This is a genomic window from Xanthomonas sp. NCPPB 1325, from assembly GCF_041477645.2.
Lineage (GTDB): Bacteria > Pseudomonadota > Gammaproteobacteria > Xanthomonadales > Xanthomonadaceae > Xanthomonas > Xanthomonas cannabis.
The window spans coordinates 4569105-4592978 of sequence record NZ_CM192985.1 but is presented as its reverse complement, the minus strand read 5'-3'; the positions used below and the strand labels follow the sequence as shown (position 1 = coordinate 4592978).

General features: G+C 65.7%; 20 protein-coding genes and 2 pseudogenes. 12 read left to right on the top strand and 10 right to left on the bottom strand.

The genetic code is table 11. The features are described 5' to 3' along the window. Window positions 1-61: 61 nt before the first annotated feature. Together ACCQ10_RS19535 and ACCQ10_RS19530 are read right to left on the bottom strand one after the other, a co-directional pair. Window positions 62-955: an EF-hand domain-containing protein gene (locus tag ACCQ10_RS19535; RefSeq protein WP_372361636.1), complete on the bottom strand. Its 894-nt coding sequence runs from the start codon at window positions 953-955 to the stop codon at window positions 62-64. 155 nt (window positions 956-1110) lie between these two features. After that, complete coding sequence (locus ACCQ10_RS19530) at window positions 1111-1896, bottom strand: DUF4198 domain-containing protein (RefSeq protein ID WP_372361635.1); 786 nt, start codon at window positions 1894-1896, stop codon at window positions 1111-1113. A gap of 203 nt (window positions 1897-2099) precedes the next feature. Here ACCQ10_RS19530 and ACCQ10_RS19525 point away from each other — a divergent pair, with 203 nt between their 5' ends. The 7 genes from ACCQ10_RS19525 (at window position 2100) to ACCQ10_RS19495 (ending at window position 12529) form a co-directional block, all read left to right on the top strand. Continuing rightward, a complete protein-coding gene (locus tag ACCQ10_RS19525; RefSeq protein ID WP_372361634.1) occupies window positions 2100-4808 on the top strand; it encodes a bifunctional acetate--CoA ligase family protein/GNAT family N-acetyltransferase in 2709 nt (902 codons plus the stop codon). 106 nt (window positions 4809-4914) lie between these two features. Next, window positions 4915-5958 carry a DUF475 domain-containing protein gene (locus ACCQ10_RS19520; protein WP_047697938.1) on the top strand — a complete coding sequence of 348 codons (1044 nt, stop codon included), beginning with the start codon at window positions 4915-4917 and terminating at the stop codon, window positions 5956-5958. 1158 nt (window positions 5959-7116) lie between these two features. Then, complete coding sequence (locus ACCQ10_RS19515; RefSeq protein ID WP_228334987.1) at window positions 7117-9615, top strand: ribonucleoside-diphosphate reductase subunit alpha; 2499 nt, start codon at window positions 7117-7119, stop codon at window positions 9613-9615. A gap of 174 nt (window positions 9616-9789) precedes the next feature. Next, a complete protein-coding gene (locus ACCQ10_RS19510) occupies window positions 9790-10833 on the top strand; it encodes a ribonucleotide-diphosphate reductase subunit beta (RefSeq protein ID WP_024712257.1) in 1044 nt (347 codons plus the stop codon). Window positions 10834-10922: 89 nt separating this feature from the next. Then, entirely contained in the window at window positions 10923-11405 is a 483-nt protein-coding gene (locus tag ACCQ10_RS19505; protein ID WP_372361633.1) for a flavodoxin, read from the top strand. Continuing rightward, window positions 11377-11703 carry a thioredoxin family protein gene (locus ACCQ10_RS19500; protein ID WP_166744939.1) on the top strand — a complete coding sequence of 109 codons (327 nt, stop codon included), beginning with the start codon at window positions 11377-11379 and terminating at the stop codon, window positions 11701-11703. The genes ACCQ10_RS19505 and ACCQ10_RS19500 overlap by 29 nt, the downstream gene beginning before the upstream one ends. Window positions 11704-12121: 418 nt before the next feature. Continuing rightward, on the top strand, window positions 12122-12529 hold the full coding sequence (locus ACCQ10_RS19495) for an acyl-CoA thioesterase (protein WP_039406396.1): 408 nt from the start codon (window positions 12122-12124) through the stop codon (window positions 12527-12529). 148 nt (window positions 12530-12677) lie between these two features. Here the strand turns inward: ACCQ10_RS19495 and ACCQ10_RS19490 are convergent, their stop codons facing one another. The 6 genes and pseudogenes from ACCQ10_RS19490 to ACCQ10_RS19465 all read right to left on the bottom strand — a co-directional run bounded on the left by ACCQ10_RS19490 (window position 12678) and on the right by ACCQ10_RS19465 (window position 17134). Further along, window positions 12678-13193, bottom strand: a complete 516-nt coding sequence (locus ACCQ10_RS19490) for a hypothetical protein (protein ID WP_010369841.1) — start codon at window positions 13191-13193, stop codon at window positions 12678-12680. A gap of 322 nt (window positions 13194-13515) precedes the next feature. Then, window positions 13516-13620, bottom strand: a pseudogene (locus ACCQ10_RS19485) (oxidoreductase); the annotation flags it as partial. Window positions 13621-13938: 318 nt separating this feature from the next. Continuing rightward, window positions 13939-14040: pseudogene (locus ACCQ10_RS19480) on the bottom strand (oxidoreductase); the annotation flags it as partial. Between the two features lie 345 nt (window positions 14041-14385). Continuing rightward, window positions 14386-15330: a 2-dehydropantoate 2-reductase gene (gene panE, locus ACCQ10_RS19475; protein WP_372361632.1), complete on the bottom strand. Its 945-nt coding sequence runs from the start codon at window positions 15328-15330 to the stop codon at window positions 14386-14388. Beyond that, entirely contained in the window at window positions 15330-16142 is an 813-nt protein-coding gene (locus ACCQ10_RS19470) for an ABC transporter permease (RefSeq protein WP_372361631.1), read from the bottom strand. The genes panE and ACCQ10_RS19470 overlap by 1 nt, the downstream gene beginning before the upstream one ends. After that, a complete protein-coding gene (locus ACCQ10_RS19465) occupies window positions 16139-17134 on the bottom strand; it encodes an ABC transporter ATP-binding protein (RefSeq protein ID WP_039406390.1) in 996 nt (331 codons plus the stop codon). The genes ACCQ10_RS19470 and ACCQ10_RS19465 overlap by 4 nt, the downstream gene beginning before the upstream one ends. A 36-nt stretch (window positions 17135-17170) precedes the next feature. Here ACCQ10_RS19465 and ACCQ10_RS19460 point away from each other — a divergent pair, with 36 nt between their 5' ends. Then, window positions 17171-17998 carry a ferredoxin--NADP reductase gene (locus ACCQ10_RS19460; RefSeq protein ID WP_184375628.1) on the top strand — a complete coding sequence of 276 codons (828 nt, stop codon included), beginning with the start codon at window positions 17171-17173 and terminating at the stop codon, window positions 17996-17998. An 86-nt stretch (window positions 17999-18084) separates the two neighbouring features. Here the strand turns inward: ACCQ10_RS19460 and dmeF are convergent, their stop codons facing one another. Then, window positions 18085-19065 (bottom strand): CDF family Co(II)/Ni(II) efflux transporter DmeF, encoded by a 981-nt coding sequence (dmeF, locus tag ACCQ10_RS19455; RefSeq protein WP_372361630.1) that lies wholly within the window; start codon window positions 19063-19065, stop codon window positions 18085-18087. Between the two features lie 64 nt (window positions 19066-19129). Here dmeF and ACCQ10_RS19450 point away from each other — a divergent pair, with 64 nt between their 5' ends. Then, on the top strand, window positions 19130-19402 hold the full coding sequence (locus ACCQ10_RS19450; protein WP_166752577.1) for a metal-sensing transcriptional repressor: 273 nt from the start codon (window positions 19130-19132) through the stop codon (window positions 19400-19402). Window positions 19403-19541: 139 nt separating this feature from the next. Here the strand turns inward: ACCQ10_RS19450 and ACCQ10_RS19445 are convergent, their stop codons facing one another. Beyond that, complete coding sequence (locus ACCQ10_RS19445) at window positions 19542-21098, bottom strand: GH39 family glycosyl hydrolase (RefSeq protein WP_372361629.1); 1557 nt, start codon at window positions 21096-21098, stop codon at window positions 19542-19544. Window positions 21099-21419: 321 nt separating this feature from the next. Here ACCQ10_RS19445 and ACCQ10_RS19440 point away from each other — a divergent pair, with 321 nt between their 5' ends. From ACCQ10_RS19440 to ACCQ10_RS19430, 3 genes are read left to right on the top strand one after another with little or no spacing between them, the layout of a single operon-like run. After that, window positions 21420-22007 carry a hypothetical protein gene (locus ACCQ10_RS19440; protein WP_372361628.1) on the top strand — a complete coding sequence of 196 codons (588 nt, stop codon included), beginning with the start codon at window positions 21420-21422 and terminating at the stop codon, window positions 22005-22007. Beyond that, window positions 22004-22204 (top strand): helix-turn-helix transcriptional regulator, encoded by a 201-nt coding sequence (locus ACCQ10_RS19435; RefSeq protein WP_039406380.1) that lies wholly within the window; start codon window positions 22004-22006, stop codon window positions 22202-22204. The genes ACCQ10_RS19440 and ACCQ10_RS19435 overlap by 4 nt, the downstream gene beginning before the upstream one ends. Window positions 22205-22264: 60 nt before the next feature. Then, a complete protein-coding gene (locus ACCQ10_RS19430; RefSeq protein ID WP_372361627.1) occupies window positions 22265-23848 on the top strand; it encodes an alpha/beta hydrolase in 1584 nt (527 codons plus the stop codon). The last annotated feature ends 26 nt before the right edge of the window (window positions 23849-23874 follow it).

Sequence of the window (23874 nt, the reverse complement as noted above, 5' to 3'; positions counted from 1 at the left end):
CAGTGGCGGGCCAGGTGGCGCGGATGTCGATCCGCGCCGGAAGGGGCAGTTGGCCGGTTCGTCAGTCGGCCCGGGCCGGCCTAGAAGCCGGGGCAGGCGCAGGCGGCGGCAATGTCGCGTCGCTGGCGTCCACCACTCCGTCGTGATTGCGGTCGACGCGGGCAAACGTGCGCAGGCCCGAGGCCTGGTATTCGGCGAAGCTCATGCGCTGGTCCTTGTCGGTGTCGAGCACGTTGAAGCGCACGTGCACCTGGCGATCATCGGCCTGCTCGAGCGCGGTAAGGCGGCGGTTGAGGCGGTCTTCGAACTCGACGCGGTACTCGTCCATCGACAGCGCACCGTCGCGGTTACCGTCGGCACCGGCGAACTGCGCCGCGCGCAGGTCCGCGTATTCCGCGCGGCTCACCTTGCCGTCGCCGTTCTCGTCGTACAGCGCCAGGAAGCCGTCGGCCGACTGGCTGTCGGGCATGCCCGGGCGGCCGCCGTCGCGATCGAAGGCGACCGTTGGCTCGGTAGCTGCAGCATTGGCGGCGGCCGCCAGCGCTGCCTGTCCGCGCGCCCAGTCCTGCGCGCCGGCAGTATCGAATTCAGCGCGCGAGACCTGCCCATCGCCATCGCTGTCGAGTGCGGCAAAGCGTTGCTTGCCCTGCGCGGCCTGTGCGCCGCGTTCCTGTTCCAGCGCATGCTGGCGGCGCTCGCGGAACTCGTCCACGTACTCGTCCTCATCGACCGTGCCGTCGTGGTTGCGGTCGGTGGCATCGAAGCGGCTGCGGCGGAAGGCCGCAAAGTCGGCGGCGGTGATGCGGCCGTCGTGGTTGTCGTCGTGCTGGTTGATGAAGGCCTGCACATTGTTGCCGTGACCGCCGAGCAGCGGGCGCGGCTCGGATTGGGCGACAGCGACGGCAGGAAGCAGCAGCGCGCACAGACACGCGCCGGCCAGGGAGCCAGTGTTCATTGATTGCCTCGTGAGGGAAGAAAAAAGTGCCGGGCCTTGGCGCCGGTGCGACAGGCAGAGCGCTGCCTGTAGACGGCCAGCTGAGCCAGGCAGATGCGTCCGCACCGGCGTGTGGACGCCGCAAGACACGCAACCGCCGCAGCGCTTGCGCAGCGCTACTGCTCCAGCACCTGGAAGGTGAGCGTGGTGCTGTTGCTGTACTCGCGCACCGGGGCGCCGGCCGGCGCGGGGGTGCGGTGGCGGGTCAATGCCAGCCAGGTGCCGGCGTGGTCCAGTTTCAGGACTGCGCGGCCGGCGGCGTCGGTGGTCACGCTGAGCACCGTCGGCTTGCGGTCGGAGGTCCACACCGCCTCGCTGATGTCCACGGTCTGCCTGGCCAGCGGCACGCCGTCGTATTGCACCGTGAAAGCGAACGTCTCGCCCACGAACAGGTCATTGGGATGGGTGACCGGCACCAGTTCCAGGCCGCGGTTACGCGGCGCCAATGCGTTGCGATCGGGCTTGCCGACGCTCACATAGGTTTCGGCCAGGGTGCGCGACTGGAAGCTGGCGATCAACGTGGCGCCCTTGGGCATGGGCACCTTCGGGTCGCGCACGGTCTCGCGCTTGCCGTCCAGTTCCCAGGTGCGGAACTGCGCGCCTACGCGCAGGCCGCTGCTGAATCGATAGGTGCCGGGCTGCTTGCCCAGCGTGTGTTCGACGACGGTGCGGGTGTCCAGCGCCTGCACCCGCACCGGTTCGACATCGCGGCCATCGGGCCCGGTGATGCTGAAATGGCTCTGGTCGAAGGCCGCTTCGGGCACGAAGAAGGTCTCGGCGAAGGCCGCGTCCAGCGTCACCGTCTGACCGGGCTGCGGAGCGAAGGTGTTCGGTGCCAGATAAGGGGTGTGCGCGGAGGCAGATGCAGCGAGCAGCAGCGCCGATAGTGTCAACAGTTTCATGGGGGTTCCCTGTTCCGGATGAGTCGCTGGCGGCAGGGGCGCGGGACGGCGCGGGAAGCTGGCTGACCACGGGATATTAACAAAAATAAGAATCGTTCACAACAATAGGGTGTGCTGTGTCGCTGTTTCTCTGCCGCCGGGTCGATGACGCCAGCTCTGCCTGACGTGTACCGTAGCGCGATGGCAGCGTTTTCCCCCGCACGATGAGTACCTATCACCTGCAGCAGGTCTTTCGCCCCGGCACCGTGGCGGTGGTGGGCGGCAGCCCGCGTGAGCGCTCGGCCGGGCGGGCGGTGGTGCGCAATCTGCGCGCGGCCGGCTTCCCTGGCCAGATCGGTTGGGTGAGCCCGCGCTACGCCGAAATCGATGGCGTGCGCACGGTGCCGCGGCTGACCGATCTGCCGTGGGTGCCGGATCTGGTGGTGATCACCGCGCCGGCGCGCATCGTGCCGCGCATCGTCTCCATCGCGGCGCGGCGCGGGGTCGCCGCGGCGATCATCCTCACTGCCGGCCTGGGTCGCGGGCCTGGCTCGCCGGCCGCGCGCATGGAGGCGGCTGCGCGGGCCAAGGGCATGCGCATCCTCGGCCCGCACTGTTTGGGTGTGATCGCGCCGCACGCGCGGCTCAATGCCAGCATCGCCGCGCATTGCCCGCAGGCCGGCGACTTGGCGCTGATCTCCGAATCCAGCGCCATTGCCGCCGCGCTGGTGGAGTGGGGCGTGGCACGTTCGGTCGGCTTTTCCGCGGTGGTGTCGCTGGGCGATACGCTGGATGTGGATTTCGGCGACCTGCTCGACTACTTCGCCACCGACTACCGCACCCGCGCGATCCTGCTGTACGTCGAACGCATCGGCGATGCGCGCAAGTTCATGTCGGCCGCGCGTGCTGCGGCACGTGCCAAACCCGTCGTGGTGGTCAAGTCCGGCCGCCAGTTCCGCATCAACCCCAATGCCGACACCCACGCGCAGGCGCTGGCCGGCTCGGATGCGGTGTATGGCGCCGCGTTCGCACGCGCCGGCCTGTTGCGGGTGGGCGCGCTGGACGAGTTGTTCGCCGCGGCCGAGACCCTGGGCCGGCTCGGCAGCTTCCCCGGCCGGCGGCTGGCGATCCTGAGCAATGGCGGCGGGGTGGGGCAGTTGGCGGTGGACCAGCTGGTCCTGCGCGGCGGCACCCTGGCCGAGCTGTCGCCCAAGACGCTGGAAAAACTCGATCAGTCGCTGCCGGAAGGCTGGTCGCGCAGCAATCCGGTGGACATCATTGTGGATGCCGATGGCGCGCGCTACGCCGCGGCGATCGAAGCGCTGCTGGACGATGCGGAGAACGACGCGCTGCTGGTGGTCAACGTGCCCACCGCCTTCACTTCTTCGGCCGATGCCGCCAAGGCGCTGACCCGCGCGCTGGACCAGCGCAACCGCTACCAGCGCGACAAGCCGGTGTTCGCAGTGTGGCTGGGCCAGGACGATGCGGCGATCGCCGCGCTCAACGCTGCGCGCGTGCCCACCTATGCCACCGAATCGGACGCGGTGCGCGGCTTCACCCACCTGGTGCGTTACCGCGAGGCGCAGGCGGCGCTGATGGAGACCCCGCCCAGCCTGCCGGAAGACTTCGTGGTGGATGCCGGCATCGCGCGCGCCGTGGTCGATGAGGCACTGGCGGCCGGGCGGCGCTGGCTGGACCCGGTGGCCACCAACCGGCTGCTGGCCGCCTACGGCATCCCCATCGTGCCGCTGCAGGTGGCCGCCACCGCCAACGAAGCCGCGCTGTTGGCCGACCCATTGCTGGCGATGGGGCGCACGGTCACCCTGAAGGTGCTGTCCAGCGAGATCGCGCACAAGTCCGATGTGGATGGCGTGCGGCTCAACCTGTCCAGCGTGGCGGCGGTGCGCGAGGCCGCCACCGGCATCCTGGCGCGTGCGCGCGCCGCGCACCCCAATGCGCTGATCGAAGGGGTGATCGTGCAGCCCACCGTGCTGCGGCCCAAGGCGCGCGAACTGATCGCCGGCATTGCCGACGACCCGGTGTTCGGCCCGGCGATCGTGTTCGGGCGCGGCGGCACCGCAGTGGAGGTCATCAACGACCGCGAGCTGGCCCTGCCGCCGCTGGACCTGCGCCTGGCCCACGAGCTGATCGGCCGCACGCGGGTATCGCGCATCCTCAAGGCCTACCGCGACGTGCCGGCGGCCGACGAGCGCGCGGTCGCGCTGGTGCTGGTCAAGCTGGCGCAGCTGGCCGCCGACATCCCGGAAATCACCGAGCTGGACATCAACCCGCTGCTGGCCGACCGCGATGGCGTGATCGCGCTGGATGCGCGCGTGGCGGTGGCGCCGGCGCGCAAGCTGCACAAGGGCCGGGGCCATCCGCGCTTTGCAATCTTTCCGTACCCCAAGGAATGGGAGCGCCAGATCGGCCTGGGCGATGGCACCCATGCGCTGGTGCGGCCGGTGCGCCCGGAAGACGATGCGCTGTTCCGCGCGTTCTTCGCACGGGTCACCGACGAAGACCTGCGGCTGCGCTTCTTCCAGTCGGTCAAGCATTTCAGCCACGAATTCATCGCGCGGCTGACCCAGCTCGATTACGCGCGCTCGATCGCGCTGGTGGCCATCGACCCCAAGACCGGCGACATGCTCGGCGCGGTGCGGTTGCATGCCGACGCCGACTACGAGCGCGGCGAGTACGGCATCCTGATCCGCTCCGACCTCAAGGGCCACGGCATCGGCTGGCAGCTGATGCGCATCATGATCGAGTACGCGCGCTGGTTGGGCCTGAAGCAGATCGAAGGCCAGGTGCTGCGCGAGAACCGCACCATGCTGGCGATGTGCCAGAGCCTGGGCTTCGGCGTGCGCCCGGATCCGGACGATGCGACCCTGATGGCGGTGACACTCCCTATAATGGGCGAGCCGCGCCCGGCCTGACGTTGCGTCACGCCGCGGTCCCCCATCCTCCACCGCACGCCGGATCTGCCGGGCCTTGCCCTGGCCCGTTGCTCCGGCTGTCGTCTCGGCCCGCCTGGGAGTGTCAATGTTTCGCGATTTCAGAATGTCGTTCTTGGTCACAGCGATCTGCTTGGGCCTGGCTGCCTGGTGGGGTCATACCTCCGCGATGGGCATCTGGCAGGCGCTATGGCTATGCCTGGTGCTCAGCGTGCTGGAGGTGTCGCTGTCGTTCGACAACGCGGTGGTCAACGCCGGCGTGCTCAAGCACATGAACGCGTTCTGGCAGAAGTTGTTCCTCACCGTGGGCATCCTGATCGCGGTGTTCGGCATGCGCCTGGTGTTCCCGATCGTGATCGTGTCGGTGGCCACCGGCATGGGCCTGGTGCCGGTGATGCAGATGGCGCTGAAGGAGCCGGACCGCTACAGCCAGGTGCTGACCGACAACTACCCGTCCATTGCCGCCTTCGGCGGCATGTTCCTGCTGCTGGTGTTCCTCAACTTCCTGTTCGACCAGGAGCGCAAGCTGCATTGGCTGGGCCCGGTGGAGCGGCTGGTCGGCAAGCTGGGCAAGGCCGATGCGATGTCGGTGATCGTGGCGGTGACGGTCCTGCTGTGCACCAAGCTGTTCCTGCCCGAGGCCATCTTCCAAAGCGTGCTGTTCGCCGGGCTGGGCGGCATCCTGCTGTATCTGCTGGTCGGCAGCGTGGATGCCTTGTTCGAGGCGGAAGAAAGCGAAGACGGCAGCATGGGCCCGGCCAAGCGCTCGGGCATTGCCGCGTTCTTGTATCTGGAAGTGCTGGATGCCTCGTTCTCGTTCGATGGCGTGATTGGCGCGTTCGCCATCACCCGTGACGTGGTCATCATCATGCTGGGCCTGGCGATCGGCGCGATGTTCGTGCGCTCGATGACGGTCTACCTGGTGCACAAGGGCACCCTGGACGAGTTCGTGTTCCTGGAGCACGGCGCGCACTACGCCATCGGCGTACTGGCGATCATCATGCTGGTGGGCACCGTCTACCACGTGCCGGAAGTGCTGACCGGCCTGATCGGCGTGGCCTTCATCGCCGCCTCGGTGTGGTCCTCTATCCGCTACCGCAAGCGTCACCACATCGGCCCGACCGAGATCTGAGGCCGCCGCGCCCTCGACCGGACTTGAAGATGGCTAAGCGATCGCGATAGGCACGATGCAGGCGTCGCTACCTGATCGCTCAATCCTGGCAGATCAGTCGGAGTGCGGATCATCTGGGCCTTTGCTGCAGGGCCCTTGCCCGCCCACCATCGCAGGACACGCCGCAAGTACATCCATGTAGCTCCTTGGCGGCATCCATGCCGCCAAGGGTCCCGCGACGGTGGGCGGGCAAGGACCAGTCGAGATGGTCGGTATGCATGGTTTTCAACGAGCAACCGGCAAGCCGCGACGTGCTCCTCGCTCTTCAACGAAACCACCAGCCAACTGTCTGGCGCGGTGTCCTTACCGATTGCGGGACCGTTGGCGGCATGGATGCCGCCACCGAGCCCCCATGGACGGGTTAACGGCGTGTCCCGCGAGCGGTGAGGGCACCGCGCACTCAACCAGGCGTGAAGACAGCCAAGTGACCGCGAGACGTACCGTGCGGGCGCCTTGATCTGATTGCTCAATACCGGCAGATCAGGCGGAGAGCGGATCATCTGCGCCGTTGCTGCAGTCCCCTTCATGGCAGTGGCGGCCCACTGTGACCGGCTGCAGCATCGAGACGTGCGGCGGTCGTCCCAGCCGAACCCGACCAGTCAGCAGAAAGCCGGTTTGGGCCTTGACTGCGCAGTCCACTTGGACAGGTTCGCCGGCCCGGGACGACCGTTCGTCAGACAGTTCTTTGCGCTACAAGGGTTTGCGGGTTTTTCCCACATTTGGTGTTGACCCCTCCCGGGTACCCCACTATCTTGGGGGAGTCGGTGGTTGGTCGCACAAGGCGGCCGGACCAGTGGGAGCACGTATCGCGGCGGGGCCGCGGTCGAGGGCCTCCCCGCCGCGGTCGCACTCATGACTACAGCCATCCGGGCGTCGCCTGGAGTAGGCGGCGTGGTCTCGTTGCGCCGCGGTTGTTTCGCCACCGACCACTGCGCGACAGCACACCGCGCGGTGGCGGCCGTGGAATCTCCGGTGAGGAGATGGCTGGTGATGTCGATGCCGCCGCAGACGCCTGTCTTGCGTGCCGCTCGCCCTGCACCGTCATCGCTGTCCAGGGAGTCCGGATCCGGCCGCAACTCGCTCCCCGAGCGGGTTCGTGTGCCTACGCATGGAGGACGCATGACCACCAACGACACCCTTTCCGCGATCGCCGCCGGTACCGCAACACCCACCAGCGTCTCCGCCAGTGTCGCCGCGCCTGCCTGTGGCGCGCCGGAATTGACCGACCCGTCGGACATCGTGCCGCCTCCCCGCCAAGCCATTGCAATGCACGCACAGACCATCGAAGAACAAAACGTCTCCACCTGGATCACCAAGGAAGCGGGCAATCGCAAGATTCCGTTCGAGCCGGAGCGCCTGGAGCGCGCCATCGACCAGATCCATGCCGAGTTCCCGCAGCTGGACGTGGCCGACTACAAGCGCTCGGTGTTCGGCTTCGTCGAGCGCAAGGACAGCGTCAACGCCGACGACCTGGTCGACCACCTGATCCGCGAGGCCGAAGCCCGCGTCGATCTGACCACTCCGGAGTGGGAGCACTTCGCTGCGCGTCTGTACCTGCGCCGCCTGTACAAGCGCGCCAGCCGCAACCGGTTTTACGACGCCAGCCAGAAGTACGGCTCGTTCGTGGGTCTGCAGGAAAGCCTGGCCGACCGCAATGTCTATTCCAACGACATCCTGCGCCGCTATTCCAAGGACGAGCTGATCGAAGCCGGCAAGATGATCGAGCCCGAGCGCGACAAGCTGTTCGCCTATAACGGCCTGTATCTGCTGGCCACCCGTTACCTGGCCACCGACAACTCGCGCGGCGTGTTCGAGCTGCCGCAGGAGCGCTGGCTGACCATTGCGCTGTACCTGATGCAGGACGAGATCGGCACCGGCAAGGGCAGCCGCGAGCGCCGCATGCAGCTGGTGGGCGAGGCCTACTGGGCGCTGTCCAACCTGTACATGACGGTGGCAACGCCGACGCTGGCCAATGCCGGCAAGGTCGGCGGCCAGCTGTCGAGCTGCTTCATCGACACCGTCGACGACAGCCTGCAGGGCATCTACGACTCCAATACCGACGTGGCGCGCGTGTCCAAGCACGGCGGCGGCGTGGGCGCGTACCTGGGCTATGTGCGTTCGTCGGGCTCGGCGATCCGTGGCGTGTCCAATTCGTCCGGCGGCGTGGTGCCGTGGATCAAGCAGCTCAACAATACCGCCGTGTCGGTGGATCAGCTGGGCCAGCGCAAGGGCGCCATCGCGGTCTATCTGGACATCTTCCACCGCGACATCGAAGCGTTCCTGGATCTGCGCCTGAACAACGGCGACCAGCGTCTGCGCGCGCACGACGTGTTCACCTCGGTGTGCATCCCCGACCTGTTCATGGAAGCGGTCGAGCGCCGCGGTGACTGGTATCTGTTCGACCCGCACGAAGTGAAGCGGATCAAGGGCTGGTACCTGCAGGACTTCTTTGATGAGAAGAAGGGCGACGCCAACAGCAGCTTCCGTCGCAAGTACGAGGAAGTGGTTGCCGACGAGCGCATCACGCGCAAGACCGTCAAGGCGATCGACATCTTCAAGCGCATCATGGTCAGCCAGCTGGAAACCGGCAACCCGTTCATGTTCTATCGCGATGAAGTCAATCGCAAGAACCCGAACAAGCACGAGGGCATGGTCTATTCGTCCAACCTGTGCACCGAGATCCTGCAGAACATGAGCCCGACGCGGATGATGCAGGAGATCATCAGCGGCAATCAGATCGTCACCACCAAGAAGGCGGGCGACTTCGTCGTGTGCAACCTGTCCTCGATCAACCTGGGCCGCGCGATCACCGTGCAGGCCGACCAGGCGGATCTGCTGGGCGCCGACGTGCTGGAGCGCTTGATCCCGATCCAGGTGCGCATGCTCGACAACGTGATCGACCTGAACCAGCTGCCGGTGCCGCAGGCTACCATCACCAACCAGAAGTACCGCGCCATTGGCCTGGGTACCTTCGGTTGGCATCACCTGCTGGCACAGAAGTCCATCCACTGGAATGCCAAGGAAGCCGAGGACTACAGCGACGAGCTGTACGAGCGCATCAACTACCTGACCATCCAGGCGAGCATGGAGCTGGCCAAGGAAAAGGGCACCTACAGCGTGTTCCGCGGCAGCGACTGGCATAACGGCGAGTACTTCCGTGCGCGCGACTACAACAGCCCGCAGTGGCTGGAGCTGTCGGCGCAGGTGTCGGTCAATGGCGTGCGTAACGCGTGGATGCTGGCAGTTGCGCCGAACATGAGCACCGCGCAGATCGCCGGTTCCACTGCGTCGATCGACCCGATCTACAGCGCGTTCTACTACGAAGAAAAGAAGGACTTCCGTCGCCCGGTCGCCGCGCCCGGCCTGTCGCTGGAAACCTGGCCGTACTACGAAAAGGGCGCCTACAAGGTCGACCAGTTCGCCAGCGTGCGCCAGAACGCGCGCCGCCAGCGCCACGTGGACCAGTCGATCAGCTTCAACTTCTACGTGCCCAGCACCATCCGTGCGAGCACGCTGCTGGACCTGCACATGACCGCCTGGCGCGAAGGCTTGAAGACCACGTATTACGTGCGTTCCAACGATATCGACATCAGTGAGTGCGAGTGGTGCAGTAGCTAAGCGCATTCGCGCTTCGCTTCCACGGTTCGCCTTGCGAACCGTGGACCCTGCTTCACCAGCTTCCACACCCCGCGCCTTCGGCGCGCCCCCTGACTCAGGGGGCTTTCCTCCAGAATGATTGCTGCTGTCGTCCCCGCTGCACGCGCGCGACGCCTGAAACACGAGTAGAGACCCATGTCCGCAACACCGCTTGAACGCATCAAAATTCTTGAGCCGCGTCACCCGAACCGTTCGACCAGCATCATCAACGGTCAGACCTCGGGCATCCTCAACTGGAACGACATCCCGTACCCGTCCTTCTATCGGGCCTACAAGGAGCTGTCGACCAACTTCTGGATCCCCGACGAGGTGGACATGAAGGGCGATGCACGCCAGTACAACGAGCTGTCGGCGCGCGAAAAGAATGCCTACGATTCGATCATCGGTTTGCTGGCCACGCTGGATTCGCCGCAGACGCGTTTCATCTACAACGTGGCCGAATACATCACCGACCCGGCCGCGCATGCCAATGCCGCGATCATCGGCCAGCAGGAAGTGATCCATAACGAGAGCTACAGCTACGTGCTGGCCTCGATCACCGGCCTGGCCGACCAGAACCGCGTGTTCGAAATCGCGCGCACGCACCCGACCATCATCAAGCGCAACGCGCCGATCATGGGCGCCTACGAAGACTTCATGCGCGAGAAGACGGCCGAAACGCTGATCCGTTCGCTGATCCAGTCTTCGATCCTGGAAGGCATCAACTTCTATTCCGGCTTTGCGTATTTCTACAATCTGGTCCGCCAGAACCGCATGACCGGCACCGGCAAGATCATCAGCTTCATCAACCGCGACGAGCTGGCGCATTCCAAGTTCATCAGCGAGCTGATTCGCGCCATCATCGGCGAGAACCAGGCCTTGCAGGGCGACGAGCTCACCGACTACGTGCACAAGGCCTTCGAACACGCGATTGACCTTGAAACGGTGTGGACCGCCGAAGTGCTGGACGGCATCGACGGCATCGACGTCGACGAGATGATCCGCTACGTGAAGTACCGCGCCAACAAGATGGCCGGCATGCTCGGCATCGAGAAGCTGTACGAAGGCGCCAACGACAACGTGATGCCGTGGATCAAGGCATACGCCGACAACTTCACCGAGACCAAGACCGACTTCTTCGAGATGCGCAATGCGTCGTACAAGAAGACCAATTCGGACAACGGCTTCGACGATCTGTGAGTCATCGGGAATAGGGAATCGGGAATGGCAAAAGCAGACAGTACCGCGCTCTTCCAATTCCCCATTCTCCATTCCCAAATCCCAGCCCCATGAACATCCTGCTCGCCCTAGCCTCGTTGAGCGGTAACACGCGTGATGTTGCGCGCAGTGTTGCACTGCGCTGCGAAGCGGCCGGGCATGCGGTGACATGGTTGGAAACCGATATGCAGCGGCTGGACCAGGTGCCGCATTCGCATGAACAGTACGAGTTGTTTCTGCTTGGTACCTGGACCAGCAACGGCGGCCGTACGCCAGCAGAGATGAAACGTTTCATCGTCGAACTGGTCGACACGCTGGGCAAGCCGCCGCGTGTTGCTGTGTTCGGCACCGGCGAAACGCAGTGGGGCGAAGAGTATTTTTGCGGGGCGGTGCATCGCATCGCGCACTTCTTCGACAGCCCGTTTCCCCGTTTGACCATCGAACAGATGCCTCACGGCCAGCGTGATGCGCAGGCCATCGCCGCCTGGACCGACGAGGTTCTGGCCCAATGCAAGAACGATCCCAATGCAGACCATTACCGTCACGTCGCCTGAGCACTACACCCAGACCCTGGCCGCGCATCCGCGCGCGCTGGTGGATTTCTACAAGGACAATTGCCCCGGCTGCCGGATGCTGGACATGTCGCTGGACAAGTTCGCCAACAGCGAAGCCGCCAGTGGCGTGGCCTTGCTGAAGGTCAAGCTGGAAGTAGTAGGCGAGGAATTCTTCCGCGACCTGGGCCTGCGCCAGACGCCGACCCTTGCGTTGTACCGCGATGGCAGTGAGGTGGCGCGCCTGCCTGGCTTCCAGTCGCCGGCGCAGGTGGAAACCGCGGTCAAGACCAGCCTCTGAAGCATCGGTAGGTCCGAGCGCCCGCATGTGCAATGGCGGTGCTTCCCCGGGGGAGCAGCCAAGTCCGCGCCGGTCGACGCGCGCACCAACGTCTCCGTAGGAACGGCCAGGCAGCGGTGGCGTAGTGGTCAACGAATACGCACCGACGCTTTCGTAGGAGCGGCCCTGGCCGCGAGGGCCTCACCGATACCGCCAAGCAGCGCGCCGTCGATATCCAGCAGATGGCACGCTTTTGCATCCAGACATGGCCCGCTCAGCCGCACCTGCTCCAGGACGCCGCAGCCCCGTCAGCAAGCACCTCGCTACGCTCCCGCGCACGCCGCTGCGTCCAGCGGCCTGCCTTCCAGCGTCGCTGCTGCTGCAATCGCAGCGGCACGCACGGCATCGGCCACCAGCGCTTTCCCAACGGATCATCACCATGTCAGACAGCTCGCAGACCCACCCGCCGATCGAAGCACGCATGGCCGAGATCGTGTTCCCCAACCATACCAACCATATGGGCACGCTGTTCGGTGGCCAGGCATTGGCGTGGATGGACAAGGCCGCATTCCTGGCGGCCTCGCGCTATGCGCGGCGCGCTGTGGTGACCGCGCGCTCGGACCAGGTGGATTTCAAGTTGCCGATCCGTCAGGGTCAGATGGTGGAAACCATAGCGCGCGTGGTGTCGGTGGGGCGTAGCTCGATCAAGGTGGAAGTGGAACTGATCGCCGAAGACCTGCTCAGCGGCGCACGCGAACTGTGCACGCGCGGGCACTTCGTGATGATTGCGCTGGATGCCGACGGCAAGCCGACGTCGGTACCGCCGCTGCCGTCGGCCGCGGAATGACCGGGCAACGCGGCCGACTAGACGACTGCGCGGCCTCCTGAGAAGCGCCGGCAATGCCGGAACCGATGAGTGCCGCACGTCCGCTGCGTTTGCATCGCAACGTGCGTGTGTCTTCTGGCGACCGCCCGCAACGATCGGCCAGCCGCGCTTACTCCTGCACTTCGCGATCCTCGCGCTTGGTCTCTTCCATCGCTTCCGGTTCCAGTTCTTCGGCGCTGCGATTGAGTTTGACGAACACGCCCCAGGCGATTAGCAGCAAGGCCGCGCATGAGCCAACCGCTGCGGCGTATGGCAGCTTGGCCGGGTCGGCGTGCATCAGCTCGAAGATGGACACCAGCGTCTCGATTGCCAGCGCGATCACGATCACCACGAAGAAACGCGACAGGTAACGCCGTACGCGCGTGGGCCCGCTGACCTTGACGTCGCGCAGGATCTCTTCTTCGAAGATGGTCTGCCCCAGTTCCAGCGTCACCAGCGCCACCGTCAGCAGGCCGACCGCTTCCAGCACGACATTGAAGCGGTCGCGCACCACCATGTCGCCGCCGGGGGTAAAGCCATGCCACAACTCCAGCCCGGCCATGGTCACCAGGCCCGCCGCGCACAGCACGAAGAACGCCAGGATCACGAAGTGACCGGCACGGAACAGGTGGCTGAGCAGTTTCATGGCAGGCGCGACAGGGAAGGGATGCAGAGCATCGTGGGCCTGACGTCGCGGCCGCGCGAAGGCTGCGCCCAATTGGCCGGCTTCATCCGGAGTGCCCTCATCCGGCGCTTCGCGCCACCTTCTCCCGCAGGCGGGAGAAGGGAACGGCTAGGTGCAGGGCTAGGTGCAGGGCTAGGTGCAGGGCTAGGTGCGGGGGGCAAGTGATACGTCCACTGCTGCAGCGCTGATGACCTTTCCCTTCTCCCGCCTGCGGGGGAAGGTGCCCGAAGGGCGGATGGGGGAGGCAGCTCGCAGGCCCTGCACAGTCACTGGCCCTCAACCATCAACCATGCCGGACCACCTTATACGGCTGCAGATGCACATTGGTGGCCATCAGTAGCGGCGCGTTGCGATCGTTTTCGCGCACGCGCCTGAGCATGTCGCCGAACGATGACCGACAGGATTGCGACGTGGCCAGTACAGGTGGCTGAGCAGTTTCATGACAGGCCGCGCGTGCACCGGCACGAAGGCTGCGCCCAATTGGCCGGCTTCATCCGGAGTGCCCTCATCCGGCGCTTCGCGCCACCTTCTCCCGCGGGCGGGAGAAGGGAACGGCTAGGTGCAGGGCTAGGTGCAGGGGGCAAGTGATACGTCCACTGCTGCAGCGCTGATGACCTTTCCCTTCTCCCGCCTGCGGGGGAAGGTGCCCGAAGGGCGGATGGGGGAGGCAGCTCGCAGGCCCAGCACAGTCACCGGCCCTCAACCATCAACCATGCCGCACAACTTGATACGCCTGCAGATGCACGTTGGTGGCCATCAGTAGCGGCGCGTTGTGATCGTTTTCGCGCACGCGCCTGAGCATGGCGCCGAACGATGACCGACAGGATTGCGAAGTCGCCAGTACAGGTGGCTGAGCAGTTTCATGACAGGCCGCGCGTGCACAGGCGCGAAGGCTGCGCCCAATTGGCCGGCTTCATCCGGAGTGCCCTCATCCGGCGCTTCGCGCCACCTTCTCCCGCAGGCGGGAGAAGGGAACGGCTAGGTGCAGGGCTAGGTGCAGGGCTAGGTGCAGGGCTAGGTGCAGGGGGCAAGTGATACGTCCACTGCTGCAGCGCTGATGACCTTTCCCTTCTCCCGCCTGCGGGGGAAGGTGCCCGAAGGGCGGATGGGGGAGACAGCTCACAGGCCCAGCACAGTCACCGGCCCTCAACCATCAACCATGCCGTAACACCTGATACGCCTGCAGATGCACGTTGGCGGCCATCAGCAGCGGCGCATTGCGACCGGTCTCGCGCACGCGCTTGAGCATGTCGCCGACGATCTGCGCCGCTTCCACGTCCTGGCCAGCTTCCAGGTCGCGCAGCATCGAGGCCTTCAAGGGCGAATCCACCTGCAACAGGGTCTGCAGCGCCTTGGCGCGCGCAGCTTCGGGAATCGACTGCCCGGCCGCGTCGGCGGCCCACAGGCATTCGTTGTACAGGCCGTTGATCAAGGCGCGTCCATCGTCGGTGGCCACGATCGCCCCGACCGGGGCGCGCATCAGGCAGGTGGCCGCCGCCAGCGCGGTGAGGAAGCTGTACTTGATCCATTGCTCCTGCGCGATCTGCACGCTGGCCACATGGTCGATACCCGCCTGCGTGCACGCGGCCGCAAACGCCTGCACGCGCGCAGACTCCGCGCTGCCATCGCGCTCGCCGAAGGTCAGCGACGCCGGCTTGCCCAGGTGCAGGATCTCGCCATGCTCGCCCTTGGTGGCGCTGATGAAGCACAGCCCGCCCAGCACCCGCGCCGCGCCGAAGCGTTCGTCCAGCGCCGCGTAATGCCGCAGGCCGTTGAGGATGGGCAATACCGTGGTGTGCTCGCCCACCGCCGGGGCAATCGCCTCGATCGCGCTGTCCAGGTCATAGGCCTTGCAGCTGAGGATCACCAGATCGAACGGCCGCTGCGCCACCAGGGCCGGCAAGTCCTGCGCGGTGACGTGCGCCACCGGCAGCTGCGCATCGCCCAGCGGGCTGCGAATGCGCAGGCCTTCGGCCTGCAGCTGCGCGGCGCGCGCATCGCGCACCAGGAAGGTGACATCGACACCGCCCTGGGCCAGGCGCCCGCCGAAATAACCGCCGGTGCCGCCGGCTCCGAGGATCAGAATGCGCATGGCCATCAGCTCCGCAACCCCACACCGCGCCGCAGCAGCCACAGCGCCAGCGCGCTGAGCACCGCGACAAAGCCCAGCATCAGCGCGTAGGCGACCCAGATCGGCACGTCCGAGCTGCCGAGCAGGCCGTAGCGGAAGGCGTTGACCATGTAGAAGATCGGGTTGGCGTGGGTGGCCGCTTCGGCCCAGCCGGGCAGCAATTTGACTGAATAGAACACGCCGCCCAGGTAGGTCAGCGGGGTCAGGATGAAGGTGGGCACGATCGCCACGTCATCGAACTTCTTGGCGTAGACCGCGTTGACGAAGCCGGCCAGCGAGAAGATGGTCGCGCCCAGCAGCACCGTGGTCAGCGTGACGAAGGGATGCGGGATGCGCACCGGGGTGAAGAACATCGCGATGATCAGCACGATCGCCCCGACCATAACCCCACGCAACACCGCGCCGGAGACATAGCCCCACAGGATCACCCAGTTGGGCATCGGGCTGACCAGCAGTTCTTCCACATGACGGCCGAACTTGGCGCCGAAGAAGCTTGAGGAAATGTTGCCGTAGCTGTTCTGGATCACGCTCATCATCACCAGGCCCGGCACGATGAACTGCATGTAGCTGTAGCCGCCCATGTCGCCAACGCGCGAGCCGATCAGCCCGCCGAAGATCAAGAAGTACAGCGTCATGGTGATGGCCGGCGGCACCAGGGTCTGGCCCCAGATGCGCAGGATGCGCTGCACTTCGCGGCGCACGATGGTGCCCAGCGCAATCCAGTTGCGTTGGCGGTGTGTGGCAGGCGTGGCGGACATCGACGGCTCCGAGGGACTCATGGGTGACCTGCCGGGCGCGAGGGCGCCGCTGCGGCAGGGGCCGGGGCGGCGAGGGTCTCGCCGGGCCCGGTCAGGCGAACGAACAATTCTTCCAGCCGGTTGCTCTTGGTGCGCATCGAGCGCACCCGGATGCCGGCATCGCCCAGCGCGGCGAACACGCGGTTGAGGTCCATCGCGCGCGGCATGTCCAGATCCAGCGTATGGCCGTCGATGGCGGTGAGCGTGGTGCCTTCGATCGCCGGCAGCTGTGCGGGCAGGTCACCGTCGATATCGAACAGGAAGCCTTCCACGTCGAGCTTGGCCAGCAGCTCGCGCATCGGCCCCTGGGTGACGATCTGGCCGTGGTTGATGATGGCCAGGTTGCGGCACAGGTGCTCGGCTTCTTCCAGGTAATGCGTGGTCAGGATGATCGTGGTGCCGGCCGCGTTGATGTCCTTGAGCACGCGCCACATGTCACGGCGGATCTCGATGTCCACACCAGCGGTGGGCTCATCCAGGATCAGCAGGCGCGGTTGGGTCATCATGGCGCGGGCGATCATCAGCCGGCGCTTCATGCCGCCGGAGAGCGTGCGGCTCATCACCTGGGCCTTTTCCCACAGATGCGCGCGGCGCAGCTCCACTTCGGCCAGCGCCTCGGCCTCGCTGCGCGGCATGCCGTAGAAACCGGCGTAGTTGACCAGGATGTCGAACGGCTTTTCGAACAGGTTGAAGTTGATTTCCTGCGGCACCAGGCCGATCAGGCGCATCGCTTCGCTGCGATGGGCGACCAGGTCGGTGCCGAACACTTCCACCTGCCCGCCGGACAGGTTCACCAGCGAGCTGATGATGCCGATCAGGGTGGATTTACCGGCGCCGTTGGGGCCGAGCAGGGCGAAGAAATCGCCCGGTGCCACGTCCAGCGACACGCCCTTGAGCGCCTGGGTGCCGTTGTCGTAGGTCTTGCGCAGATCGCACACGCGCAGGGCAGGCGCATTGGAAGATGGGGAATTCAAGCCGGGTCCTTCGCGCCAGGGTGACGGCGCAGCGAGTTGCAGCCCGTTATTATAGAAGCCCGCGGGGGATCGCCCCGATCACAGACTGTCCCAAATACGTTCGTGCCCGTTCAATTCCCCCTCAAGCTTGTCGACCGGCGCATGATTGCGCCCACCGTGGCCCACTGCCAGTTTCTGCGTGACGACGGGCAGCCGCTGGATTTCCAGCCCGGGCAGTTCATCCAGATCCACTTCGACAACGTCGACGGCACCGCAACCAAGCGCAGCTATTCGCTGGCGACCATCCACGACCATGCGCTGGGGCCGGGCGAGGCGGTGGATATCGCGGTGAGCTTCGTGCCCGGCGGCTCGGCCACGGCCCTGTTCGAAGGCCTGCAGATCGGCGACCAGCTGCAGGCCAGCGGCCCGTATGGGCGTTTCTGCCTCCAGCCGGGCGACCACAACCAGCGCTATGTGCTGATCGCCACCGGCACCGGTGTCACCCCGTACCGCTCGATGCTGCCGTTGTTGGCCGAGGCGATGGCCACCCGCGGCGTGCAGGTGGTGCTGCTGCAGGGCGCGCGCACGCCGGCCGAGCTGCTGTACGGCGACGATTTCCGCGCGTTCGCCGACGCGCATCCGCAGTTCCGCTATGTGCCGTGCTTCTCGCGCGAGTTGCCCGCCCAGCCGCATGCCGATGTGCGGCATGGCTATGTGCAGCAGCATCTGGCCGAAGTAGCCCCCGATGCGCAGACCGATATTGCCTATCTGTGCGGCAACCCGGACATGGTGGACAGCTGCGCCGAGGCCCTCAAGACCGCCGGTCTGCCGAATGCGCAGATCCGTCGCGAAAAGTACGTCAGCTCCACGCCGCCGAAAACCTGAGCACAGGCGTCAGCTTCCACACATTGGCGCTGTCGCCTGGCGTGGTGACTGGCGCCTGCCCCGCGCCACCCGGAAGTCCTGTGGCCTTATGACGAAGCAACGAGCTGCGCCGGGCACCGCAACTCGACGGTGACGTGCACCAGCTCCTGGTGAACCTGCAGCGCCGTGCGCACCTGGTCTGCATCGATCGGTGCCGCCGTCACCAGGCTCAGCATGCAGGCGTAGCGCTCGCTGCCGACGCGCCAGACATGCAGGTCAGTGATGTCGATGGCATGCGGCAGTTCGGCGATGACCTGCTTCACTTCCGCCACCACCGGCGCATCCATTTCCGCGTCCAGCAGCACCCGGCCGGTACTGCGCAGCAGACCCCACGCCCAGACAGTCACCAGCACCGCGCCGACGATGCCCATGATGGGGTCCAGCCACCTGACGCCCCACTGCATGCCGGCCACCAGGGCCACGATGGCCAGCACCGACGTGGCCGCATCGGCCACCACGTGCAGATAGGCCGCACGCAGGTTCAGATCGGCATGGCCTTCATGGCGATGATCATGACCATGGTGTGCGTGCTCATGCCCGTGACCATGATCATGCCCATGGGCGTGGCCGTGCGAATCGCGCAACCACCAGGCGCAGACCAGATTGACCAGCAGGCCGATCACCGCGATGACGGTGGCTTCCTGGTAGTGGATGGGCTGGGGCGAGAACAGCCGCTCCACCGACTGGAAGGCCATCAGGCCGGCCACGCCCAGCAGCAGCATCGCGCTGCTGTAGCCGCCCAGCACCTCCACCTTCCAGGTGCCGAAGGTGAAGCGCGCACTGCCGGCATGGCGGCGCGCGAACCGGTAGGCAAACAATGCCAGGCCCAGCGCAAGCGCATGCGAGCTCATATGCCAGCCATCGGCGAGCAGGGCCATCGAATTGAGCGCCCAGCCGCCCACGATCTCCACCACCATCATGACGACGGTCAGGACGACGGCCTTGCGGGTGCTGCGCTCGGCCAGCGGGTTGGCGCTGGCAAAGCTGTGCGACTGCGCGCAGTGAGGTGCGACGTGCGTGATCGACATCGGCAGGGGCTCTGGCTACGATACCCCCGCAGGGTATCTCAGATACCCCCATGGGGTATAGCCAGTGGCACATCTGAATCACGACAAATCCAAGCTGCTCGCACGCGTGCGCAGGATCCGCGGGCAGGTGGAAGGGCTGGAAAAAGCCCTGGCGCAGGACGTGGAGTGCACCGCGTTGCTGACCCAGGTGGCCGCGTTCCGCGGCGCGGCGCAGGGCTTGATGGTCGAGCTGCTCAGTGAGCACCTGAAGCATCACGTGGCTGCGCCGGACGCACCGGGCGACCGCGAACAGGCCGTCGACGACGTCGCGGCCATCCTCAAGACGTATCTGAAGTGATTGTTTGAGGTGGTCAGAGTGCAGTGACCCTGTGGCGCCGGGCGTGTCGGCCGCGGCGCTATGTCCAATCGCAACGCATCACCGCGCAGCTGCGGTGGACACATTGCGTGCGGTTGCCGGTCGCCGCTGTGCCTGATGCTCAGCGCGGTTCCAACGTCACCAGCACTATGTCGTTGCTGCGCATCGGTACGCTGACGTCCAGCACGCCATCGGCCCCCACGCGCACGGGCTTGTCCTGTTCGGGCACATCGCGCGTGGCCTGCTGCAGCTGGGTCAGCTGCTTGGCGTTCAACGCCTTGGGCAGGCCCATGTCGATGTACAGCGACAGCGGATCGTTGCGCCGGTAGCCGGTCTTGCGCACCTGCAAGGTGTAGTTGCCGGCAGGCACATGCGTCACGCGCAGGCGCAGCGGTGCGCTGTCGGTGGCTAACACCTGCTTGGTATAAAACGGCGTATTGCTCACCGCCTGCACCGGCTGCTGCCAATCCCACACCAACGCAGCGAGACGCTTGCCGTCCACCGCGGCCAAGGCATGTGCATCGGCAAGCGGAATCTCGCGGCCCTTGAGCGCATTCAAGTACTTGTAGGCGAACCAGGCCGGCTTGCGGATGCCTTCACGATTCATCAGCCCGAACCCACCATGAAACGGCGTGGGCGGCGGGCCGGGTTCTTCGAACAGATCGGTATAGGTCCAGTAGCTCATGCCCTGCACCAGGCCCTTGACCTGCTTGAGCTTGGTCAGGATGTAGGGCGCGTTGATGTAGCTGTCGTGCACGTAATCGCGTGGCGTGTAGCTGCTGCTCCACTCGGTGAAGTACAGCGGCAAGTCGGGATACGGCGATGCCTTGATCTGTGCGTGGACGCGGCGCACATCGCCAACGATGGCATCCGGGGATGCAGACAGTTTGACGTCCTGCTTGCCGTCTTCATCCAGAAAGCCGCCGTCCACGCCGTAGGTATGCGTGGTCACGAAATCGATTGGCAGCTTGTTTTTTGCCACGAAGGCCAACAGCTCCGGCACCCAGTCCGCACCGGCGGTGGACGGGCCGCCGACGCGCAGCTGCGGGTCGATCGCCTTGATCGTGCGTGCGGTGTTGGCATACAGGTCGAAATAGGCCTGCTGATCGGCGTTTTCCCAGAAGTCCTTGAGGTTGGGTTCGTTCCACACCTCGAAGTACCACTGGCGCACTTCATCGGCACCATAGCGTGCACGGATGTGGCGCACATACGCATCGATCAACTGCGTCCACTTGGCGGGGTCCGGATGCGAGGTATTGCCCTTCCAGTAGAACAACGTCTGCTCGGAGGTCTTCATCGCGCTCGGGGTGAAGCCCAGTTCGACGAACGGGCGGATGCGCTTGGCCAGCAGCGCGTCGTAGAGCTGGTCCAGCTTGGTCCAGTCGTAGACGAGCTTGCCGTCGATCTCCTTCACCGTGCCGAGCGCGTCATGGAAGACATCGTGGAAGCGGATGTAGCGAAAGCCCAGCTCCTGCACCGCCGGCACCAGATGCGCCTGGGTGTCGCTGCGGATCAGCGTGCCGGGGAAATCCGAGCCAACCGACAGGTCATAGAAACGGTCCAACGGCGCGCCGGCCGTGGCCAGATCCAGCTGGATCGTGCGCGGCGCGGTGCCCTGCGCCAGTGCAGAGGTCGCCACGCAGCCCAGGATCGCCACCAACAAAACAGGTAACCGCATCGTCGCTTCCGTTGAAGGTTGGGCATGCAGCCTAACGCAGGTGGGGCGTTGCGCTGCAGTTACGCGCAACACGTTCCCGCGAGCAGCGGCTGCGGAACGGATGCGCCCGGTTTAGGGTGTAAAGGGTGCTTGACAGGCGAATCCAGCAGGCGCATCGTGCCTGTCAAGCGTACTTGACAGGGTGAACGGGATGCAGCGGCAGCACGCGCACATGGAATGCCTGCGACACCACGCGTTGCCCGCACTGGCTCGGACGGCTGCTGGCATGCGCGCGTGCGATGGCCTGCCGTGGCGGGCGACGATGGTGCAGAGGCCATGCGCATGACCCGCTGCAAACGCACTGCGCTGCGCGTGTTCTGCCTGGGACTGGCCCTGCTCGGCGTCGGGCTGCTTGGTCTGTGGCAGGTGTTGCCGTTGAGCAGTTACCTTGCCGGGCTCAGCGCCGGCATCGGTGGATCGTGCATCCTGCTGTCCTTGCCGCTGTGGCTGGCACGCGGCGATATGCGCGACAGCACCCGCCCGGTGTTGGCGCGCCGCTATCGTCGCGAATTCGGCGTGCCGATGGCGTTGTACGTGGTGGTGATGCTGTTCTGGCGTTATCTGCTTGCACAGGTGAATCCGGACTGGGCGCGGGTGCTGATCGCCTTGCTGCCGGCGGTGCTGGTCATGCTGGTGATCCGCGCGGTGGCGCGTTACGTGCGTGATTCGGACGAGATGCAACGTCGTATCGAGCTGGAAGCGATCGCCATTGCCGCCGGCCTGGTCAGCGGTGCGTACATGACCGCCGGGTTTTTGCAGGCCGCCCGGCTGATCGACGTGCCCGCGAGCGCGGCGATGCTATGGGTGTTCCCGCTGCTATGCGCGGTCTACGGCATCACCAAGGGCATCCATGCACGTCGTTTTGCATGATTAGCCGCGTACGCGAATTGCGTGAGGCCAATGGCTGGTCACAAGGGGAGCTGGGCGAGCGGTTGGGCGTGTCGCGGCAAACGATCAATGCGCTGGAAACCGGCAAGTACGATCCCAGCCTGCCGTTGGCGTTTCGGATTGCACGGTTGTTCGGGGAATCGATCGAGCACGTCTTTCTTTACGAAGACGGGCAGTAGTTGCTGCGGTCACGCATGAGCGCATGCAACGTCAGGGGACAGGGACTACCAGGAGATAGGGTGAGTATGGTCAAGCAATCCACAGTGGTGGCGGCAGCGCTGATCGCGATGCTCGCGAGCGGCTGTCAGCGCGCACACGCGCCTGCCGACGGGCAGACCGGTGCAGTGGCGCCGGGCACCGCGCAGCCGCGCGCTGCAAGCACGCAGACAGGCAATGCGGCGGGCAATCGGTATGGCAGCGTGCAGTTCGCACCCTGCACGCTGAGCTCCGGCAGCGCCGCCGGCAACATCGAAGCGCAATGCGCAAGCCTGCGCGTGCCCGAAAATCCAGCCGCGCCGAGCGGGCGCAGCATCGCCTTGAAGATCGCCTGGCTGGAAAGCGATGCTGGCGCCGGCAGCGCGCCGGACCCGGTGTTCTTCATTGCCGGCGGGCCCGGGCAGTCGGCCACGCAGGTGGCGGCGATCGTGGACATGGGCCTGCGTGAGGTGCGCAAGCAGCGCGACCTCTTTCTGGTCGATCAGCGCGGTACCGGTGGCTCCCATCCGCTGGAATGTCGCACGGCCGCCGGCACGCCGTTGGAGATGCCAGGCGGTGCCGCAGCCAGCGTGAGCCAGCTCACCGACTACGCGCGGCAGTGCGCGGCCGGCCTGCGCAACGATGCCGATCCGCGCTACTTCACCACCACCGAGGCCATTGCCGACCTGGATGCGGTGCGCGCCGCCCTGGGCGTGCAGCAGCTCAACCTGGTTGGGGGTTCGTATGGCACGCGCGTGGCGCAGCAGTATGCGATGCGCTACCCACAGCACACCCGCAGCGTGGTGCTCGATGGTGTGGCGCCCAACGATCTGGTGATCGGCGGCGAGTTTGCACGCACCTTCGACGATGCGATTGCGCTACAGGCCAGGCAATGCGCCTCCACGCCGGCCTGTGCGAAACGTTTTACGGTCGACACGCGCACCCAGCTGCGGCAGGTGGTCGAGCGCCTGCGCCAGGCGCCGGTGGCGGTGGACTATCGCGACCCGCGCACTGGCGCGCTACGCCACGAGCAGGTGACCGCCGATACGGTGGTGGGGCTGGCGTTCGGGTTTTCGTACGCACCGGAAACCGCCTCGTTGCTGCCGTTGGTGCTGGACGAGGCGGTGGCAGGCCGTTACGCCTCGTTGATGGCGCTGGCGCAGATGAGTGCGTCGGACATGTCCGACCAGATGAATCGCCCGATGCAATGGTCGGTGTTGTGCAGCGAAGACGCCGGCCGCTATCGTGCGCCGCGTGACCAGGACGCCACCTTGCTGGGTAACGACGTGGCAGAGATGTTCTTCGCGCCATGCAAGGTGTGGCCGTCGAAACCGGCACCGGCCGGGGCCTTCAAGCCGTTCGAATCGACGCTGCCGGTGCTGCTGCTGTCCGGCGAGCTCGATCCGGTCACGCCGCCGCGCTACGCCCAGCGCGTGCTGCAGGGCCTGCCCAATGGCCGCCATGTGATCGCGCCAGGGCAGGGGCACGGCGTGTTCCGGTTGGGGTGCATGCCCAAGGTGCTGAGCCAGTTCCTGCAGACCACCGACGCCAAGGCGCTGGATACGGCCTGCGTGGCCAGCCTCACCACCGTGCCTGCGTTCACCTCGTTCAACGGATGGGAACCATGAGCCGCATCGACCACGCCACGGAGGCG

What these genes read in the sequence shown, in the direction of transcription:
- ACCQ10_RS19520 (WP_047697938.1), top strand. Translation starts at nt 4,915, where the DNA reads ATGTTTCGCGATTTCAGAATGTCGTTCTTGGTCACAGCGATCTGCTTG.
- ACCQ10_RS19515 (WP_228334987.1), top strand. Translation starts at nt 7,117, where the DNA reads ATGACCACCAACGACACCCTTTCCGCGATCGCCGCCGGTACCGCAACA.
- panE (WP_372361632.1), bottom strand. Translation starts at nt 15,330, where the DNA reads ATGGCCATGCGCATTCTGATCCTCGGAGCCGGCGGCACCGGCGGTTAT.
- dmeF (WP_372361630.1), bottom strand. Translation starts at nt 19,065, where the DNA reads ATGTCGATCACGCACGTCGCACCTCACTGCGCGCAGTCGCACAGCTTT.
- ACCQ10_RS19505 (WP_372361633.1), top strand. Translation starts at nt 10,923, where the DNA reads ATGAACATCCTGCTCGCCCTAGCCTCGTTGAGCGGTAACACGCGTGAT.
- ACCQ10_RS19525 (WP_372361634.1), top strand. Translation starts at nt 2,100, where the DNA reads ATGAGTACCTATCACCTGCAGCAGGTCTTTCGCCCCGGCACCGTGGCG.
- ACCQ10_RS19500 (WP_166744939.1), top strand. Translation starts at nt 11,377, where the DNA reads ATGCAGACCATTACCGTCACGTCGCCTGAGCACTACACCCAGACCCTG.
- ACCQ10_RS19530 (WP_372361635.1), bottom strand. Translation starts at nt 1,896, where the DNA reads ATGAAACTGTTGACACTATCGGCGCTGCTGCTCGCTGCATCTGCCTCC.
- ACCQ10_RS19470 (WP_372361631.1), bottom strand. Translation starts at nt 16,142, where the DNA reads ATGAGTCCCTCGGAGCCGTCGATGTCCGCCACGCCTGCCACACACCGC.
- ACCQ10_RS19445 (WP_372361629.1), bottom strand. Translation starts at nt 21,098, where the DNA reads ATGCGGTTACCTGTTTTGTTGGTGGCGATCCTGGGCTGCGTGGCGACC.
- ACCQ10_RS19490 (WP_010369841.1), bottom strand. Translation starts at nt 13,193, where the DNA reads ATGAAACTGCTCAGCCACCTGTTCCGTGCCGGTCACTTCGTGATCCTG.
- ACCQ10_RS19440 (WP_372361628.1), top strand. Translation starts at nt 21,420, where the DNA reads ATGACCCGCTGCAAACGCACTGCGCTGCGCGTGTTCTGCCTGGGACTG.
- ACCQ10_RS19435 (WP_039406380.1), top strand. Translation starts at nt 22,004, where the DNA reads ATGATTAGCCGCGTACGCGAATTGCGTGAGGCCAATGGCTGGTCACAA.
- ACCQ10_RS19510 (WP_024712257.1), top strand. Translation starts at nt 9,790, where the DNA reads ATGTCCGCAACACCGCTTGAACGCATCAAAATTCTTGAGCCGCGTCAC.
- ACCQ10_RS19495 (WP_039406396.1), top strand. Translation starts at nt 12,122, where the DNA reads ATGTCAGACAGCTCGCAGACCCACCCGCCGATCGAAGCACGCATGGCC.
- ACCQ10_RS19535 (WP_372361636.1), bottom strand. Translation starts at nt 955, where the DNA reads ATGAACACTGGCTCCCTGGCCGGCGCGTGTCTGTGCGCGCTGCTGCTT.